Source organism: Gammaproteobacteria bacterium (genome assembly GCA_029880545.1).
In the GTDB taxonomy this organism is placed as follows: domain Bacteria; phylum Pseudomonadota; class Gammaproteobacteria; order Acidiferrobacterales; family SZUA-150; genus JAOUOD01.
On sequence record JAOUOD010000007.1, the window covers coordinates 63337 to 79840 of the forward strand.

General features: G+C 56.5%; 16 protein-coding genes. 13 read left to right on the forward strand and 3 right to left on the reverse strand.

Going from position 1 to position 16504, the window contains the following annotated elements:
- Positions 1-38 precede the first annotated feature (38 nt).
- The 4 genes from OEZ10_09515 to OEZ10_09530 all read left to right on the forward strand — a co-directional run bounded on the left by OEZ10_09515 (position 39) and on the right by OEZ10_09530 (position 5812).
- Positions 39-641 (forward strand): ABC transporter ATP-binding protein, encoded by a 603-nt coding sequence (locus tag OEZ10_09515; GenBank protein MDH5633211.1) that lies wholly within the window; start codon positions 39-41, stop codon positions 639-641.
- The gene (gene fetB / locus OEZ10_09520; protein ID MDH5633212.1) at positions 638-1459 is read left to right on the forward strand and encodes an iron export ABC transporter permease subunit FetB; all 822 of its coding nucleotides are present in this window, start codon (positions 638-640) and stop codon (positions 1457-1459) included. The genes OEZ10_09515 and fetB overlap by 4 nt, the downstream gene beginning before the upstream one ends.
- Positions 1459-5079 (forward strand): hydantoinase B/oxoprolinase family protein, encoded by a 3621-nt coding sequence (locus OEZ10_09525; protein ID MDH5633213.1) that lies wholly within the window; start codon positions 1459-1461, stop codon positions 5077-5079. The genes fetB and OEZ10_09525 overlap by 1 nt, the downstream gene beginning before the upstream one ends.
- 85 nt (positions 5080-5164) lie before the next feature.
- A complete protein-coding gene (locus OEZ10_09530) occupies positions 5165-5812 on the forward strand; it encodes a hypothetical protein (GenBank protein MDH5633214.1) in 648 nt (215 codons plus the stop codon).
- A gap of 128 nt (positions 5813-5940) precedes the next feature.
- On the opposite strand, the gene OEZ10_09535 is transcribed toward OEZ10_09530, so the two are convergent.
- Positions 5941-6255 (reverse strand): HU family DNA-binding protein, encoded by a 315-nt coding sequence (locus tag OEZ10_09535; GenBank protein ID MDH5633215.1) that lies wholly within the window; start codon positions 6253-6255, stop codon positions 5941-5943.
- Positions 6256-6666: 411 nt separating this feature from the next.
- Between OEZ10_09535 and OEZ10_09540 the strand changes: the two genes are divergently transcribed.
- The 5 genes from OEZ10_09540 to nudB all read left to right on the forward strand — a co-directional run bounded on the left by OEZ10_09540 (position 6667) and on the right by nudB (position 11843).
- Positions 6667-8439 carry an AMP-binding protein gene (locus tag OEZ10_09540; protein ID MDH5633216.1) on the forward strand — a complete coding sequence of 591 codons (1773 nt, stop codon included), beginning with the start codon at positions 6667-6669 and terminating at the stop codon, positions 8437-8439.
- 151 nt (positions 8440-8590) lie between these two features.
- Positions 8591-8830 carry a zinc ribbon domain-containing protein gene (locus OEZ10_09545; GenBank protein MDH5633217.1) on the forward strand — a complete coding sequence of 80 codons (240 nt, stop codon included), beginning with the start codon at positions 8591-8593 and terminating at the stop codon, positions 8828-8830.
- A gap of 73 nt (positions 8831-8903) precedes the next feature.
- Complete coding sequence (locus tag OEZ10_09550; GenBank protein ID MDH5633218.1) at positions 8904-9554, forward strand: DUF502 domain-containing protein; 651 nt, start codon at positions 8904-8906, stop codon at positions 9552-9554.
- A 37-nt stretch (positions 9555-9591) separates the two neighbouring features.
- Positions 9592-11385: an aspartate--tRNA ligase gene (gene aspS / locus OEZ10_09555; protein ID MDH5633219.1), complete on the forward strand. Its 1794-nt coding sequence runs from the start codon at positions 9592-9594 to the stop codon at positions 11383-11385.
- Positions 11385-11843, forward strand: coding sequence for a dihydroneopterin triphosphate diphosphatase (gene nudB, locus OEZ10_09560; GenBank protein ID MDH5633220.1), 459 nt, complete (start codon positions 11385-11387; stop codon positions 11841-11843). Before aspS ends, nudB begins: the two co-directional genes overlap by 1 nt.
- 28 nt (positions 11844-11871) lie before the next feature.
- On the opposite strand, the gene OEZ10_09565 is transcribed toward nudB, so the two are convergent.
- Together OEZ10_09565 and OEZ10_09570 are read right to left on the reverse strand one after the other, a co-directional pair.
- Positions 11872-12960: an HU family DNA-binding protein gene (locus OEZ10_09565; GenBank protein MDH5633221.1), complete on the reverse strand. Its 1089-nt coding sequence runs from the start codon at positions 12958-12960 to the stop codon at positions 11872-11874.
- Positions 12961-12962: 2 nt separating this feature from the next.
- Positions 12963-13247, reverse strand: a complete 285-nt coding sequence (locus OEZ10_09570) for an HU family DNA-binding protein (protein ID MDH5633222.1) — start codon at positions 13245-13247, stop codon at positions 12963-12965.
- A 321-nt stretch (positions 13248-13568) separates the two neighbouring features.
- Between OEZ10_09570 and OEZ10_09575 the strand changes: the two genes are divergently transcribed.
- The 4 genes from OEZ10_09575 to ruvA all read left to right on the forward strand — a co-directional run bounded on the left by OEZ10_09575 (position 13569) and on the right by ruvA (position 16499).
- Complete coding sequence (locus tag OEZ10_09575) at positions 13569-14228, forward strand: alpha/beta hydrolase (GenBank protein ID MDH5633223.1); 660 nt, start codon at positions 13569-13571, stop codon at positions 14226-14228.
- Between the two features lie 372 nt (positions 14229-14600).
- Positions 14601-15344, forward strand: a complete 744-nt coding sequence (locus tag OEZ10_09580; protein ID MDH5633224.1) for a YebC/PmpR family DNA-binding transcriptional regulator — start codon at positions 14601-14603, stop codon at positions 15342-15344.
- 24 nt (positions 15345-15368) lie between these two features.
- On the forward strand, positions 15369-15890 hold the full coding sequence (gene ruvC / locus OEZ10_09585; protein MDH5633225.1) for a crossover junction endodeoxyribonuclease RuvC: 522 nt from the start codon (positions 15369-15371) through the stop codon (positions 15888-15890).
- 9 nt (positions 15891-15899) lie between these two features.
- Positions 15900-16499 carry a Holliday junction branch migration protein RuvA gene (gene ruvA / locus OEZ10_09590; protein ID MDH5633226.1) on the forward strand — a complete coding sequence of 200 codons (600 nt, stop codon included), beginning with the start codon at positions 15900-15902 and terminating at the stop codon, positions 16497-16499.
- Positions 16500-16504: the final 5 nt, after the last annotated feature.

Genomic DNA, 16504 nt, shown 5'->3' on the forward strand with positions numbered 1-16504 from the left:
CTACCATAGGGTCTGCGTAAGGGTTACTCTTCGCACCCATGAGCCTGTTCCAGATACATTCCCTGTCCCGGCCCGGTTTGCAACCGGTGACGCTGTCGCTGGCGGCGGGCGAGTGCCTGGGTATTTCCGGTCCATCCGGGGCGGGCAAGAGCCTGTTGCTGCGCAGCCTGGCAGATCTCGATCCGCACCAGGGGTCGATGCTGCTGGATGGTTCGGACAGCCAGTCGCTGTCGCCGTGCCAGTGGCGCCGCCAGGTGATGTTGTTGCCGGCGGAAAGCCAGTGGTGGCTGGAGCGCATGGGCGATCATTTCGCCGGGTTCACGATGGATGCCGGCCTGCTCGACAGTCTTGGTTTGACCGGGGCGATGCTGGCGCAGCCGGTGGCGCGCTTGTCTACCGGCGAGCGCCAGCGCTTTGCGATTCTGCGATTGCTGTTGCACCGGCCGCGGGTGCTGTTGCTGGATGAGCCTACGGCCAGTCTCGATCCGGCCCGGGTCGAGCGTGTCGAAGCATTGCTGACCGGTTATTGCCGTGATCATGGCGCGGCCATGATCTGGGTCGGCCATGATCCGCAACAGTTACAGCGCATGGCCTCACAGCAATGTGTAATGCGTGACGGCGTGCTGGAGTGTGACTCATGAGCGGCATCAGCCAGGGCGGCATTATTCATCTAACCCACCTGGACCTGGCGCTGGCGTCGGTGCTCATCCTGTTGCTGGCGGCGGTGTCGTGGTTAATGCATCTCGATACCGGCAAGCAGTTGATTATTGCCGCCGTGCGCACGGCCTTGCAGTTGACCCTGATTGGCCTGGTACTCAAAAGCCTGTTTGAAAACGCCGAACTGGTCTGGGTGGCGTTGATCGGCGTGTTCATGTTGCTGGTGGCAGGCCGCGAGGTGATGGCGCGCCAGCACCAGCGCATGATTGGCGGCTGGAGTTACGCGGTCGGCACCGGTTCCATGTTCGTGTCGACGTTTTGCATAACCATACTCATACTTACCACGGTTATTGGCGTGGATCCCTGGTATACACCGCAGTACGCGATCCCGTTGCTGGGCATGATGCTGGGCAATACCATGAACGGCATTGCCCTGGGCCTGGACCGGTTGTTGCAAGGCGTGGTGCAACAGCGCGCCATTATTGAAACCCGGTTAATGCTGGGCCAGTCCGGCTACCAGGCGCTGACCGAGTTGCGTCATGACAGTATTCGTATCGGCATGATTCCCATGATAAATGCCATGGCCGCGGCCGGGCTGGTGAGTCTGCCCGGCATGATGACCGGCCAGATCCTGTCGGGCACGGCGCCGGTTGAGGCGGTGAAATATCAAATCCTGATCATGTTCATGATTACCGCCGGCACCGGCTTTGGCACGCTGGCGGCGGTGTGGCTGGCTGGTCGCCGGTTATTCGATGATCGCGAGCGCCTGCGCCTGGACCGGTTACAGTCGAGGAAGAAGTAGTGGCGGCCTGGCAGTTCTGGGTTGATCGTGGTGGCACCTTTACCGATGTCATCGCGCGCAAGCCGGACGGCTCACTGGCTACAAAAAAACTGCTATCGGAAAATCCTGAACGCTATACCGACGCCGCGGTGCAGGGCATACAAGAGTTTCTTGCCGAGGCCGGCGAGCATCCCGGCAGTGCCAGCATCGAGGTAGTCAGGATGGGCACCACGGTTGCCACCAATGCCTTGCTGGAGCGACGCGGCGAACCGCTGGTGCTTATGACCACGCGCGGCTTTGCCGATGCCTTGCGCATCGGCTATCAGAATCGTCCGCGCATTTTTGATCGCTATGTTGACATGGCTCCTCCCTTGTACGACCAGGTCATTGAAGCGGATGAACGTATCGGTGCACACGGTGATATTGTTCGGGCACTGAATGAAGATGCGGCACGAGCATCCCTGCAGGCGGCCTATGACCAGGGTTATCGTGCCGTGGCCATCGTGCTGATGCATGGCTACCGTTTTCCGCAACACGAACAACAGCTGGCGCGACTGGCGGCTGATATCGGCTATATCCAGGTCTCCGTGTCGCACGAAGTCAGCCCGTTGATCAAGTATGTCATGCGTGGCGATACCACGGTGGTGGATGCCTATCTTTCGCCAATACTGCGTCGTTATGTCAGGCAGGTTGCCGGGCAACTGGGTGATACACGACTCATGTTCATGCAAAGCAATGGCGCGTTGACCTCGGCCGATCATTTTCGTGGCAAGGACAGTATTGTCTCCGGCCCGGCCGGTGGCGTGGTTGGTGCGGCTCGCGTGGCCACGCAGGCAGGTTTCGACCGTATTATTGGTTTTGACATGGGCGGCACGTCTACCGATGTATGTCATTACGACGGTCGTTTCGAGCGCGTGTTTGAAACCGAGGTGGCCGGCGCGCGCATGGCCGTACCGATGATGCATATTCATACGGTTGCCGCCGGTGGCGGATCCGTCCTGCATTTTGATGGCCAGCGTTACCGGGTGGGACCGGATTCCGCCGGTGCCGATCCGGGGCCGGCGTGTTATCGCCGTGGTGGACCGCTGGCGGTTACCGATTGCAATGTCATGCTGGGCAAGTTGCAGGCGCAGTACTTTCCTGCCGTGTTCGGGCCCGATGGCAATGCACCACTGGATGCCGATGCCAGTCGACAGGGATTTGCCCGGCTGGCGGACGACGTCAGTAATGCCGGCGGTCACGCGGTGACGGCCGAGCAAGTGGCGCTGGGTTTTCTTGAGATCGCCGTGGAGAATATGGCCAATGCTGTGCGCAAGATTTCCGTGCAGCGAGGCTACGATGTTACCCGTTACAGCCTGTGTTGTTTTGGCGGTGCCGGTGCCCAGCATGCCTGCATGGTTGCCGATGCCTTGCACATGAAGCGGGTGCTCATTAGTCCATACGCGGGCGTGTTATCTGCCCTGGGCATGGGCCTGGCCGAAGCCGGTGTGTTGCAACAACTGGCAGTCGACACGCCGCTGGCTGATATTACCGATACCCTGCTGGATCAGTGGCAGCAACAATTGCTTCAACAGGCAACCGAAGAGCTGGACGGCCAGCGTGTTGACCGGGGTGTTGATCAGGCACGGGTGCGCAGTCGATGCCGAGTCCATGTTGCCTATGCCGGAAGTGATACCAGTCTCGACGTGGCGTTCGGCACTGCTGAACAGCTACGCGAGCAATTCGATATCGAGCATCGGCGCCAGTTCGGGTTTGTTTATGATGATCGACCGTTGCAGGTCCGATCCATGTTGCTGGAGCTGACTGAAACCGGTCATTGGCAGCAGCCAGAACTGGTGCAGTCCGGGTCAACCGTCGTAGAAGCCATTGATGAAGTCGATATCTATACGGTCAACGCCGGCAACAATGGCGCCGAGCGTTTTCGTACGCCGGTGTATCGTCGCGAACAGCTCATTGCGGGATCATGTATTGCCGGGCCGGCGTTGCTGATTGAGGCCAACAGCACCATCATGATCGAACCGGGCTGGCAGGGCAGTTGCGATCCATTCGGCAACCTGGTGCTGGAGCGCATTGTCGAGTTGGCCGATTCTGTCAGTGTGACCACGAAGGTGAACCCGGTCATGCTGGAAATCTTCAATAACATGTTCATGTCCGTGGCCGAGCAAATGGGTGAAGTGCTGGCACGCACCAGCCACTCGGTGAACATGAAAGAGCGACTGGATTTTTCCTGCGCCATTTTTGATGCCCGGGCACAACTGGTAGCCAACGCGCCGCATGTGCCGGTGCACCTGGGTTCCATGGGCGCCAGCGTCGAGCATGTGCTGCGCCAGTGTGCTGACAGCATGCGACCGGGTGATGCCTATGCGCTCAATGACCCTTATCACGGCGGCACGCACTTGCCGGATGTCACCGTGGTGACGCCGGTGTTTGATGCTGCCAGTGAGCAATTATTGTTTTTTGTTGCCAGCCGTGGTCATCACGCCGACATTGGCGGTATTACGCCCGGGTCGATGCCGCCGAACTCACGTTGCATCGATGAAGAAGGTGTCATGCTGGATTGCCTGGCGATCATGCGGGCGGGCAAGTTTGACGAATCGATGTTACGCGAACAGCTCGAATCCGGCACTTACCCGGTGCGCAATGTCGAGCAGAACCTGGCCGATTTACGGGCGCAGCTTGGCGCCAACAACCAGGGCGTCAATGCCTTGCTGGGCATGGTGCAACACTTCGGCCTGGACGTGGTGCAGGCCTATATGCAGCATGTGCAGGACAATGCCGAGCAGGCGGTGCGTGATGTAATTGGCGTGCTGCAGGACGGCAGTTTTGCCGTAGCCATGGATGACGGTGCCGGGATTCATGTTGCCATTACCATCGACCATGATCAGCGCAGGGCGTGCATTGATTTCAGCGGCACCTCGGCGCAGCTGCCTAACAACTTTAATGCGCCTGCCTCCATATGCCATGCCGCCGTATTGTACGTGTTCCGGTCGCTGGTAGACCAGGATATCCCATTGAACGCCGGTTGCCTGAAGCCGCTGGATATCGTGATCCCTGAAGGTTGCCTGCTGAACCCGAAACCGCCGGCGGCGGTGGTGGCGGGCAACGTGGAAACATCGCAGCTGGTTGTCGACGTGTTGTACGGTGCACTGGGCAAGCTGGCGGGCAGCCAGGGTACGATGAATAATGTCACCTTTGGTAATAACCGGTACCAGTACTACGAGACCCTCGCCGGTGGCATGGGTGCCGGTCCCGAGGGGCATGGTGCCGGACCGATCCAGACGCATATGACCAATTCACGGCTGACTGATCCGGAGGTGCTGGAATGGCGCTACCCGGTGCGCTTGCAGCAGTTCCGGGTGCGACCGGGTTCCGGGGGCCAGGGTCGATGGCGTGGTGGCGATGGTGCTATCAGGGAAATCTGTTTCCTGCAGCCCATGACTGCCGCAATTGTCTCGGGAAGGCGAAAAACTGCCGCCCATGGGTTAGGCGGGGGAGAGGCCGGTTTACCCGGTAGTAACGCTGTGATTCGCTCTGATGGACAAAAAACGGTGCTTTCAGGCCGTGACCAGGTTGAGATGCAGGCTGGAGACTGCCTGGTAATTGAAACCCCGGGCGGTGGCGGTTATGGTGAAACACGATAAGGCGCGGAACCGTCGAAAACGGAACAAAATCCGGTTTTGTGCGTCCTGATAATGATAATCACAAGAATGATCATTCTGAATAGCCATGAGCGCACGTGACTTTATAGCGATAACCGGATTACTGATGACCGTCACCACGGCCACCGTGGCCGACAGCAGCTCTGCCGTGACATCCAGCAAGGGCCACGTTGCCGTGTGGAACGGTTTTGTGGACGATGTCCTGGCCCTGCACAAAAAACAGCTAACGCGATACAAGGTCACCACCAGCCGGAAACCGGGTGGCTATTTCAATGATCCCGAATTCTATATCGAGGAACGCTTTACTGATTCCGCCACCGGGAACGTGTTGTCGGTGATTCAATGGGAGAAAGCCCACCCCGATCGTGTTCACTCCATTGATGTCTATGTTCGCGATGACAAGGGCAGGGTAATTCGGGATTATTCAGCGCTGTACCTGACCTTCAGCCGCAACGCGCCGCAGCAGACCTTGATCAATCTTCATGCCCATAACGGCAAACTCCACGGCTGGCGCCAGTTTGACGCCTCGGATGAGCGCATCCAGGAACAATGCAAAGGCGAGCTCAACGGCAAGCCGGTTATGATTGAGCTGGATGATATGGATCTGCTCGGGGCAACCGACAGGCTGAATAGAATCAGCAACTCACCGGAATACAAGGCCTGCTTCGAAGGCTTGCCGGAAAACAGTGCCGGCAAGTACCTGACCCCGCAATAGTCTCGAAGCGAGGTTTCACTGCAACATGCCCGCTTTAATACGCGTGAGACCATAAAAAAAGCGCACCTGGTTGCAGGTGCGCTTTTTGGTTTAGCGAATGTTCGCGGGTATTTCGGGTTTGATGGCCCTTATACCATGTCCTTCAGAGCCTTTAACGGGGTTACCTTGACAACGTTACGAGCCGGCTTGGCCTTGAAGGTCATTTCTTCGCCGGTGAACGGGTTGGTGCCCTTGCGAGCCGGAACGGCTGGCTTCTTGACTACCTTGATTTTCATCAGGCCAGGTACGGTGAATACACCCGGGCCTTTTTTCAGGTCACGCTGGATCAGGGCAGCCAGCGTATCGAAAACGGCGCTTACGTCTTTCTTGCGAAGTTCGGTTTCCTCGGCGATGTAGTTGAGGATATCGGACTTGGTGGTTGGCTTGGTATTTTTAGCGGCCATCGATCACTCCTAGTTATCTTGTCCATTAAGTTAATGATGAAGGAAAGGGTTCGGGTTTGTTTCCTTGTGGGCGTAAGCTAGCACAGGTTTGCGCCAAAATGGTAGACCTAAAACCAAAAAAATGTCGTTTCCAGCCTGTATTTTCAGGGGTCTGAAGGATGGGCGGTTGCATGAGTTTGTCAAACGGTGATGCGCCGGGTGTTTCACAGTAAGCCAATTTGTACGGATTGTGTTTTAAGCTGTGAATTTAGAATGGCTTTTTGTCTATTAATATTCGCTAATGTAGCACGCTTAACAGCTAGGGATTGACGGGCTTGATGATATAGTAAGTGCACCAGATACGAGGCAAGAAGAAACGCGGTGCTGAGAGCAACTGTTAGATTCCTGGTACGCCTTCTGTTCCGCGTTCGCGTGATTGGAAGCGAGCACTATCAAGCCACCCAGCGCCAGGCTGATGGCCGAACACTGATTGTCGCCAATCACACTTCCTTTATTGACGGCCTGTTGTTGACCGTGTTTGTCCCTGACAGGTTGTGTTTCGCCGTCAACACCCAGATCGCTGAACAATGGTGGGCGCGGCTGGGATTATTTTTTGTCGATTTTGTTACCCTGGATACCAGCCGGCCGTTTGCCTTGCGTTCGCTGGTCAGCCAGGTTCGCCAGGGCAGGAAGGTGGTGGTTTTTCCGGAAGGGCGCATCACATTAACCGGCACATTGATGAAGGTGTACCCGGGTTCAGTGCTGGTGGTGGATCATGCCGACGCCCAGATTCTTCCTGTCAGCATTGATGGAGCACAATATTCGCGCATGTCACGCATGCGCGGCCGGATTCAGCGTCGTTGGTTTCCGCAAATAAAGATTACCTTCCAGGCCCCGCGGCGTTTGCAACTGGCTTCCCGGTTGTGCGGCAGGGATCGTCGGGACCAGGGGGTGCGACAACTGGCGAGAATGATGGAGGAGGTTGTCTATTACGGGCGTCGTGAGGGGTGCTCGCTGATGGATGCACTGGTGAGTGCGCGCACGCTCGCCGGTGGCAGGGCGTTGGCACTGGATGATATTGATCGTCGCCCCTATAGCTACGACCGCCTGATTGAAACCGTGATTCTGTTGGCCCGGGATATGCGCGTACGCAACCGGGAGCCCGGTGCAGTGGCAGCATTGTTGTTGCCCAATACCGCTCCGGCGGTGATATCTGTGCTCGCGGCATTTTATGCACGTATACCTATTGTGATCCTGGATACGACTGAGTCGGTGAATCACGTTCGCGATACCTGCCGACAGGCAGGGGTTGACTGCCTGTATACGGCACGCCGGTTTACCGAAATGTCGGGAACCGATTTTTCTGCATTGGCCGAATCGGTGGATATGGTTTACCTGGAAGATGTGCGTGATAGCCTGAATGTTGTCCAACGACTGTCGGCGAGACTGCAGCGCCTGCTGCTGCAGTGGCGCCTGCTGTCGCCGGGACGAGATTCGAACCAGTCTGCCGCCTGCCTGTTGCCGGTGAAACCGGATGGCCACGGGCAATTGCTTCGATATGAGGAATCCATGCTCCTGGCTAGGTGTCGCCAGGTTACGACGCGGCTGGATGTCGGTCCGCATGACGTGGTAATGAATCCCTGGCCTTTGCATAATCCCTACAGTCTCGTTGCCGGACTGTTTCTGCCGTTGACCAATGGCGCAAGCCTGGCGGTCTACCCGAGCGCCGCACACCATCGAATTGTCCCGGAAATGGCCTATGAGTTCGGCGCGACAATTCTATTGGCGGATTCTGACAGCCTTGCCGGGTATCGACAGTTGGCGCACCCTTATGATTTCTACGCTACCCGGTTCGCGTTTGTCGCCGGCCAGCTGCCCGCTGCCGATGAAGTCGACGACTGGCTGCAGCGATTCGGTGTACGCTTGTTTGGCAGCCTGGGGTCCATGGAAGCGGGTTCAGTCGTGGCCTTGAATACACCCTTGTTTCATCGCGCAGGCAGTTTTGGTCGATTACTTCCCGGGCTGGATTTTCGGCTGGCGCCGGAGGCGGGATTGCCCGAAGGTTCAGGGCGCCTGTGCCTGCGTGGCGCCGGGTTGCCAGGGTTGGACCCGGCGGCAGAATCTGTTTCCGGTCAAGAGCTTCGCTGGGTGGATACGGGCCGGGTGGTGCGCATGGACGAAGACGGCTACCTGTGGCCGGCCTGAAGCGCCCGGCGAGTCGTCAAAATTTGCCAATAATAGCTGCAATACCGGGAAATCCGGCTATAATGCGGCCCGGCCTGTCATTGTTGCCGGGCTTGGAAAACCGCTGTTCGGGCTCCATATAGGCGGGAGCACAATTCTGGAGTATAGATTCATGCCGATTTATGAGTATCGCTGCCAATCCTGTGGCCACGAGTTCGAGGCCATGCAGAAAATGAGTGATGACGCACTGACCGAGTGCCCGAAGTGCAAGCAGCATGAGCTGAAAAAACTGATTTCTGCCGGCGGCTTTCAATTGAAGGGCGGCGGCTGGTACGAGACGGATTTCAAAAACAGCAGTAGTGGCTCGGGCAGCAAGGGCGGTTGCGGCGGCGGCGGTTGCGGCTGTCATTGATGCCGACCGGAAATATTCGATACCAAGGCGCCCGATTGAACGGGCGCCATTAATTTTCAGAACGTAAGGATACATGGCCATGACCGGATTGCGCCGTTACCTGGTGGCGGGACTGTTGGTCTGGATTCCGCTCGGTGTTACTTTTGTTATCATCCGGTTCCTGGTGGAGCTCATGGACCGGAGCCTGTTATGGCTGCCGCCACGGCTTCAGCCGGAAGCATTGTTTGGTCTTGCCATACCCGGCCTGGGTGTTGTTCTGACCGCGGTCGTGGTGCTCGGCACCGGTGTAATTGTCGCCAATTTTTTTGGCCGTCATCTTGTCAGCCTGTGGGAACAGTTGCTGGCCAGGATTCCGCTGGTGCGTTCCATCTACTCCGGCGTCAAGCAGGTGGCGGCGACCGTGCTGTCCGGCTCGGGCCAGTCGTTCAGCAAGGTGGTGCTGGTGGAGTATCCTCGCCGAGATGCCTGGACCCTGGCTTTTGTTACCGGCAGCGTCTGGCCCGGGATTGCCAGGGCTATTGATGCCGATGCCAGTGAGTTGGTAAGTATTTACGTGCCGACCACGCCCAACCCGACGTCCGGTTTTTTCCTGATGGTGCCGCGCAAGGATATCAGGGAAGTGGACATTTCGGTTGATGATGGACTGAAGCTGATACTGTCCACCGGTGTGTTGTCACCTGACCAGGTCAGCAAACAAAAAAACAAACGCCAGCAATTGAGCTGATGCAGGCGGGAACATATATTATTTTCAGGAAACGAACATGCGTACGCTTTACTGTGGAGAAATAAACGAAACCCATATTGATCAAACCGTCACGCTGTGCGGCTGGGTGCATAATCGTCGTGATCATGGTGGCGTTATCTTTATTGATCTGCGTGATCGCGAAGGCCTGGCACAGGTGGTCATTGATCCGGATACGCCCGAGGCCTTCAGCCTTGCCGAAAGCGCGCGCAGCGAATTTGTTCTGCGTATTACCGGTATGGTGCGCCGTCGTCCCGCCGGTACCGAAAACAAGGAACGCCCCACCGGCATGGTTGAAGTGCTGGTCAAGCAACTGGAAGTGCTGAACCGTTCCGAGCCGCTGCCATTCCAGATGGATGACAGTGATATTACCGAGGCAGTGCGCCTCAAGTATCGCTACCTGGATCTGCGCCGTGATTTCATGCATCGGAATCTCCGCCTGCGTCACAAGGTTACGCAGACTATGCGCCGTTTTCTCGAGGACCAGGGATTTATTGAAATTGAAACCCCGATGCTGACCAGGTCCACGCCGGAAGGCGCCCGAGATTACCTGGTACCCAGTCGTACCCACCCGGGCAATTTCTTTGCCTTGCCGCAATCACCGCAGCTGTTCAAGCAGTTATTGATGGTGGCCGGCTTCGAAAAATATTTCCAGGTTACGCGCTGCTTCCGTGATGAAGATTTGCGTGCTGATCGCCAGCCCGAATTCACGCAGCTGGATATCGAGATGGCTTTCATTGATGAAGAACAGGTCATGGGATTGATGGAAGACATGATCCGCAACCTGTTCCGCACGATACTGAACGTGGAGTTGCCGAACCCGCTGCCGCGTATTACCTATGCCGAGTCCATGAACCGCTATGGCGTTGACCGCCCGGATCTGCGCATCCCGCTGGAACTGGTGGAAGTGGGCGACCTGATGCAGGACGTGGAATTCAAGGTATTCTCCGGTCCGGCAAAAAGCGAATCCGGCCGTGTCGCTGCGCTGCGTGTACCCAGGGGCGGTGAACTCAGTCGCAAACAAATTGATGACTATACAACCTACGTCGGGGAATACGGCGCCAAGGGCCTGGCCTATATCAAGGTCAATGAAATCGCCAACGGTCGTGACGGACTGCAATCACCGATACTCAAGTTCCTGCCCGATGAGGCAATCAGTGAAATTCTTGGTCGTACCGGTGCGCAGGATGGCGACCTGGTATTCTTTGGCGCCGATCATGCCAGCATTGTTAACGATGCACTGGGTGCCTTGCGTATCCGCCTGGGCCATGACATGGGCCTGGTTGAAAAGGCCTGGAAACCGGTCTGGGTTGTGGACTTCCCCATGTTCGAATACGACGCCGACGCCAAGCGATACAAGGCACTGCATCACCCGTTCACGGCTCCGGCCAATGATGACATGAGCAGTTTTGATCCTGCCAATGCACTGTCACGCGCCTATGACATGGTGCTGAACGGCAGCGAGATCGGTGGTGGCTCGATTCGTATTCATCGCCAGGACGTGCAGCAGCATGTATTCGAAACTCTTGGTATTGATGAAGCCGAAGCCAATGAAAAATTCAGCTTCCTGCTTGAGGCATTGAAGTTCGGTGCGCCGCCCCACGGCGGTATTGCCTTTGGCCTCGATCGCGTGGTGACGCTGATGGCGGGCCTCGATTCCATTCGTGACGTGATTGCGTTCCCGAAAACACAAAAGGCATCCTGCCTGCTGACACATGCGCCGAGTTATATTGAAGACATTCAGCTGCGCGAGCTGAACGTCAAGCTGCGCAAGCCAGTCGAAAAATCCGAACCAGGCCAAAAGGCCGGCTGATGCACATTCCTGACGGGGAGCCATACAAGCGACCCGAGTCAGTGCTGGTGGTGGTGTATACTGCCACCGGCAAAGTGTTATTGCTGCGACGCGTGGACCACGCTGATTTCTGGCAGTCCGTGACCGGATCCATGAACCGGGACGAGGTCGATCCGTACCACACCGCCATTCGTGAACTCAGGGAAGAGACCGGCATTGTTGTTAACGGCAATCTTGTCGATCTCGAAATTGCCAATCGCTATGAAATCTTCCCCGAGTGGCGCTACCGCTACGAACCCGGCGTGACACACAATACCGAGCATGCCTTTTCACTGAAACTTGCTGACATATGTGATGTGGTTATCAACCCGGCCGAACACAGTGATGCGTGCTGGTTGTCTTTCGAGGAAGCAACAAGGCGGCTGGCATCGTGGACCAATCGCGAGGTCGTGGAGTATATCGATCGAAATGGTTTATGACCGGTATTGACTGCCTGGTGAGATGAGTTCAGCCAAGGGCAAGACGCTGTTTTTCCAGGACCCGGTTATCAAAGCCGTGGGCGCCCAGCAGAAAGTCGCGGGCGTTGCTGTCACCTCGATGCAGGTAATAGCGATATAGCAGGTAGTAACCTTCCGCAATGTTCTCCCGGTCACGCCCGGTCAATGCCTGCATGTTACCTTGCAGGCCGGGTATCACCAGTCTCATCCCGGTGTCGATGATATCGGGATTCTCGATAACCCTCTGGTTGGCGCGATAGATGTAGGGCCACAGGCGGCTGTCGCCGTAATGCAATTGCGCCAGTTTCCACAGGCTGTCGCCCCGGGTAACCGTCTTGATTAATGGCTTGAGGAAAAAATTGTTGTCGCCTTGCCCGGTTTCATCGGCAGGTGGTTTTGATTGTTTTGCCGGTTCCGTGGGCACGGCAACAGAATCAACCGGCGTTGTTGTAGCAACCGAACCGGCCGCTGCCTCGATACTGTTGGTCATGACGGTAGCATGGCTGGTCGCGGTGACAATGTCGGTATCGTCGAAATCCTTTTGCAGTGTCGATAATATAAAAGGTACCGCGGCGAACAGGCCGAGCGCCGATATGCCCAGGAATGCCGCCAGGGGGTGCCTGGTGGACGACTGCGCGGCGGATTTTTCAGTGGCATGTAGACTCGGCAGATCAGCAGGATCATTCATGACCGAGTTGGCTGCCGGGTGTTTGTTGATGACTGCTACCTGCGCCCTTGGTGCCAATACCGCGGGAGATATTGGCGCTGTCGTATTACGCGCTATTTCTGCCTGGCTGACTGCAATCGCGGGCGCCTTGGTTGCCTGGATCTGGTCGCGTAACTGCTTGGCCGGTTTGAAACTGACCAGGGGTGTCGGTGGCAAGATGCGCGTTGCCCCGGTATTGGGGTTCCGGTAAACGCGTGACTTGCTGTACTTGAGACGGAAAGTGCCGAACTGGTGAAGCCGGACAAGGCCATCACGCTTGAGGCCTTCCCTTATTACCGCGATCAGTTCCTGCAAGACAAAATCAAAGCCCAGTGTCGCCAGCGCCGTGGCTTCGGTGTTTCGGTTGGCTTGTATTTTGGCGGCGGCAACCATGATCAGTCGTCCTTGTCAGCCGCAAAATCGTCTTTGATTGTCTTGTGCTGGTTAAACCTGAGCTGTTGGCGCGCGGGAATATAACAACGACCCTTGCCCGGAATGTAGCCGTAGCGGCCCTTGCTTTCTTTCACCTGGAGCTTGCCCAGGCCGGAGAGAGTGACAGCGTCACCGGCAATCAACCGTTGCCTCAGGATTGACAGTACTTGTTTTAATGCCTGGCGAGTCAGCTTCTGGTTAGCACCGAGCCTGGCAGACAACAGCTTGATCACGTCGGATGTATTCATACAGGTGTTACCGCCTGGATCGGCAGTGCGCTCTGAGTGACAGTAATAATCGAGTATACCTTAATTTAACCAACGGCATTACTGCGTGATCTAACCCTATGGTTTGAAACAAAAAAGCTGTGCATTTTGAAAGATTTCTCTTGCTGCCAGTGACGGCGGGATAAAGGGACAAGTCTTGTCAGTGTTGCCAAATCGCCGGGATGTGGCTGTTATAGGACGGCTACGCTGTCAGCGGTTCTTGGACTGGTTTCGGGGTTATCATATACACAGTACGAATATACTGTGTTACAGGGAGACGTTCGCGTAAGGGTGATGCTGACAGTGCATAACAAGCCGGCCTCAATAGTTGTGATTATCCATGGTATCTGGATGCCTGCTGTCGTGATGTGGCCGCTGGCCATTCAGCTGAAACGTCATGGACAGAGCCCGGTATTGTTCGGCTATCCAACGCTTGCCAGCACCCTGACCGACAGCGCGTTGCGACTTAACCGGTTTATTGAAACTCTTGATGCCGAACATGTGCACCTGGTTGCTCATAGCCTGGGTGGACTACTGGTGCGAGCGATGTTTCATCTTTACCCGGATCAACCGCCAGGTCGTATCGTGATGTTGGGAACGCCTGCTGATGGCAGCGTAGTCGCTGAACGTTTGCGTTGTTGGGGTCCATTGGGTCGCTCACTGGTTGGGCGGAGCCTCGGTCAGTACCTGGACGAAGGTCAATCCTGGTCAATGATCAGCAGGGATCTGGGTGTTATTGCCGGATCCCGGGCCTTTGGTATGGGTAGCCTGGCAGGTGGTTTGTCGGGACCGGGTGATGGAACGGTTTTGATTAAAGAAACCCGATGTCGGGACATGACAGATCATATTGTATTGCCCCTAACGCACAGCGCGCTGGTTGCAGCGCCCTCGGTTGCCAGGCAGGTGGTACACTTTCTTGAATATGGAAAATTTTATGTGTCAACAGCAGGTCAGCCACTGTAAACATGATTGGCTAAATGCTGTGGTTTTGGAGTCGCAAGTTGTGAAGTTTGTACGGGCAGTTAGTTCTGGAGAGGAGCCGGGCACTTTTCTCGTGCGGAAGTATGATGCCGCTGCTTGGGCGTAATTGCAGCCTTGTGTGCCCCGGATCAAATGACGATGCTTGTATTACCGAAGTGAATGTGATGGCTCACTATTGACTCATTTTTCCGGTTCCTGCTTCAGAACTCCCGCTGAAGGAAACTGATCGAAGTGGTGGCCTCTTGATTAGCACTGGGTCGCGATTCCACCCGGCCTGATGCGATGCTAAAATTCGGCGAATTTTAGTCGGAAAAGTCCCGGTGGAAGGCGCCGGGCGAGGCATGAGAGGTAGCTATGGCTGGACACAGTAAATGGGCCAATATTCGGTTTCGCAAGGGCGCGCAGGACGCCAAGCGTGGCAAGATTTTCACGAAGATTGCCCGAGAAATTACCATTGCCGCAAAAACCAGTGGTGGCGACCCGGGCTCCAATCCTCGTTTGAGGGCTGCTATCGACAAGGGCTTGTCCAGCAATATGACCAAGGACAAGATCGAGCGCGCAATCAAAAAGGGTACCGGTGAACTGGAAGGCGGATCCATTGAGGAGGTGACCTACGAAGGTTACGGACCGGGTGGAATTGCGGTCATGGTGGAATGTGCCACCGATAATCGCAACCGTACTGTGGGTGAAGTCCGGCATGCTTTTACCAAGCACGGCGGCAACCTGGGCACAGATGGATCGGTGGCGTATTTGTTCAAAAAAATCGGTGTGCTGGTCTTTCCGGACGGGGACGAAGACGCCATCATGGAAGCGGCGCTGGAGGCGGGTGCCGACGATGTCGTTGCGGACGGCGGCATCGTCGAAGTACAGACTGAGCCGGGCAATTTTCATGACGTTCTCGAAGCCATGACTGCAGCAGGATTCAAGCCGGAGGACGCTGAAATCACCCAGCGCGCATCCACTGAAACCACCCTGGTTGGCGAGGACGCAGAAAAAATGCTCAAGCTGCTGGATCGGCTCGAAGATCTCGATGATGTGCAAAACGTCTTCAGTAACGCGGATTTCCCGGACGATGTGCTCGAGGCGCATGCCGGCTAGCCGGGTCGATACTATATATATGGGGTGCGTCTAGTGCGCATCCTGGGCATTGATCCGGGATCCCGGACAACGGGTTACGGGTTGGTGGAGCTGGACGGACAGCGTATTGTGTACGTGGACAGTGGTTGTATTCGCTGCGGTGATGGCGCGCTTCCGGATCGGCTCGACATCATTTTTCGTGGAATTTCCGATATTATTCAACAACATGGGCCTTCCGTAGCGTCGGTCGAGCAGGTGTTTATGGCCCGCAATGCCGATTCGGCGCTGAAACTGGGCCAGGCTCGAGGGGCGGCGATATGCGCGCTCAAACAAGCCGGGCTCGAGGTTCAGGAGTACTCGGCATTGCAGATCAAGCAAGCGGTGGTTGGCCGGGGTCATGCGGACAAACAGCAGGTGCAGCACATGGTCAAGGCGTTACTGGGTTTGATGGGCGATCCCCAGGCCGATGCGGCGGACGCGCTGGCCGCGGCCATTTGCCATGCCCATGATCGCAGCGGTTTGAGCGCTATAAAACGTGGTTTTCGTCGGGCAAAGGTGGTGAGGTAGTGCATCAGCATGATTGGTCGAATTAAGGGTATTTTGCTCCATAAAGAGCCACCCGCGTTGCTGGTCGATGTAGCCGGCGTTGGCTACGAAATTGAGGCGCCAATGGCCACGTTTTACGACCTGCCGGCCCAGGGCCAGCCCGTTGTTCTTCATACTCACCTGGTGGTGCGTGAAGATGCGCACCTGCTGTTTGGGTTTTCCACCGAGGCACAGCGAAGCCTGTTCCGCGGGTTGATCAGGGTGAACGGTGTTGGGCCGCGGGTTGCCTTGGCCATTTTGTCGACCCTGTCTGCCGCCGAGTTTGCCCAGTGTGTGGCCAATAACGATATTGCCGCACTCACCAGGGTGCCCGGAATTGGCAAAAAAACGGCCGAACGCCTGGTGATTGAAATGCGTGACAAGCTGGACCTGGTTGGATTGCAGGTGCCGGCTCATGCGGCAGAGCCAGGCTCGGTACTGCCCGGTGATCCTGCCGGCGAGGCGGTGTCAGCGCTTATCGCGCTTGGCTACAAGCCCCAGGAGGCCAGCAGGCTGGTGCGCAATGTGCCGGGTAATGATCTGAGCACGGAAGACATTATTCGCCTGGCATTGAAATCCATGGCAGGATAGGGACC

What these genes read in the sequence shown, in the direction of transcription:
- OEZ10_09550 (MDH5633218.1), top strand. Translation starts at nt 8,904, where the DNA reads ATGGCCATGACCGGATTGCGCCGTTACCTGGTGGCGGGACTGTTGGTC.
- nudB (MDH5633220.1), top strand. Translation starts at nt 11,385, where the DNA reads ATGCACATTCCTGACGGGGAGCCATACAAGCGACCCGAGTCAGTGCTG.
- aspS (MDH5633219.1), top strand. Translation starts at nt 9,592, where the DNA reads ATGCGTACGCTTTACTGTGGAGAAATAAACGAAACCCATATTGATCAA.
- fetB (MDH5633212.1), top strand. Translation starts at nt 638, where the DNA reads ATGAGCGGCATCAGCCAGGGCGGCATTATTCATCTAACCCACCTGGAC.
- OEZ10_09580 (MDH5633224.1), top strand. Translation starts at nt 14,601, where the DNA reads ATGGCTGGACACAGTAAATGGGCCAATATTCGGTTTCGCAAGGGCGCG.
- OEZ10_09565 (MDH5633221.1), bottom strand. Translation starts at nt 12,960, where the DNA reads ATGGTTGCCGCCGCCAAAATACAAGCCAACCGAAACACCGAAGCCACG.
- OEZ10_09535 (MDH5633215.1), bottom strand. Translation starts at nt 6,255, where the DNA reads ATGGCCGCTAAAAATACCAAGCCAACCACCAAGTCCGATATCCTCAAC.
- OEZ10_09515 (MDH5633211.1), top strand. Translation starts at nt 39, where the DNA reads ATGAGCCTGTTCCAGATACATTCCCTGTCCCGGCCCGGTTTGCAACCG.
- OEZ10_09545 (MDH5633217.1), top strand. Translation starts at nt 8,591, where the DNA reads ATGCCGATTTATGAGTATCGCTGCCAATCCTGTGGCCACGAGTTCGAG.
- ruvA (MDH5633226.1), top strand. Translation starts at nt 15,900, where the DNA reads ATGATTGGTCGAATTAAGGGTATTTTGCTCCATAAAGAGCCACCCGCG.
- OEZ10_09530 (MDH5633214.1), top strand. Translation starts at nt 5,165, where the DNA reads ATGAGCGCACGTGACTTTATAGCGATAACCGGATTACTGATGACCGTC.
- OEZ10_09570 (MDH5633222.1), bottom strand. Translation starts at nt 13,247, where the DNA reads ATGAATACATCCGACGTGATCAAGCTGTTGTCTGCCAGGCTCGGTGCT.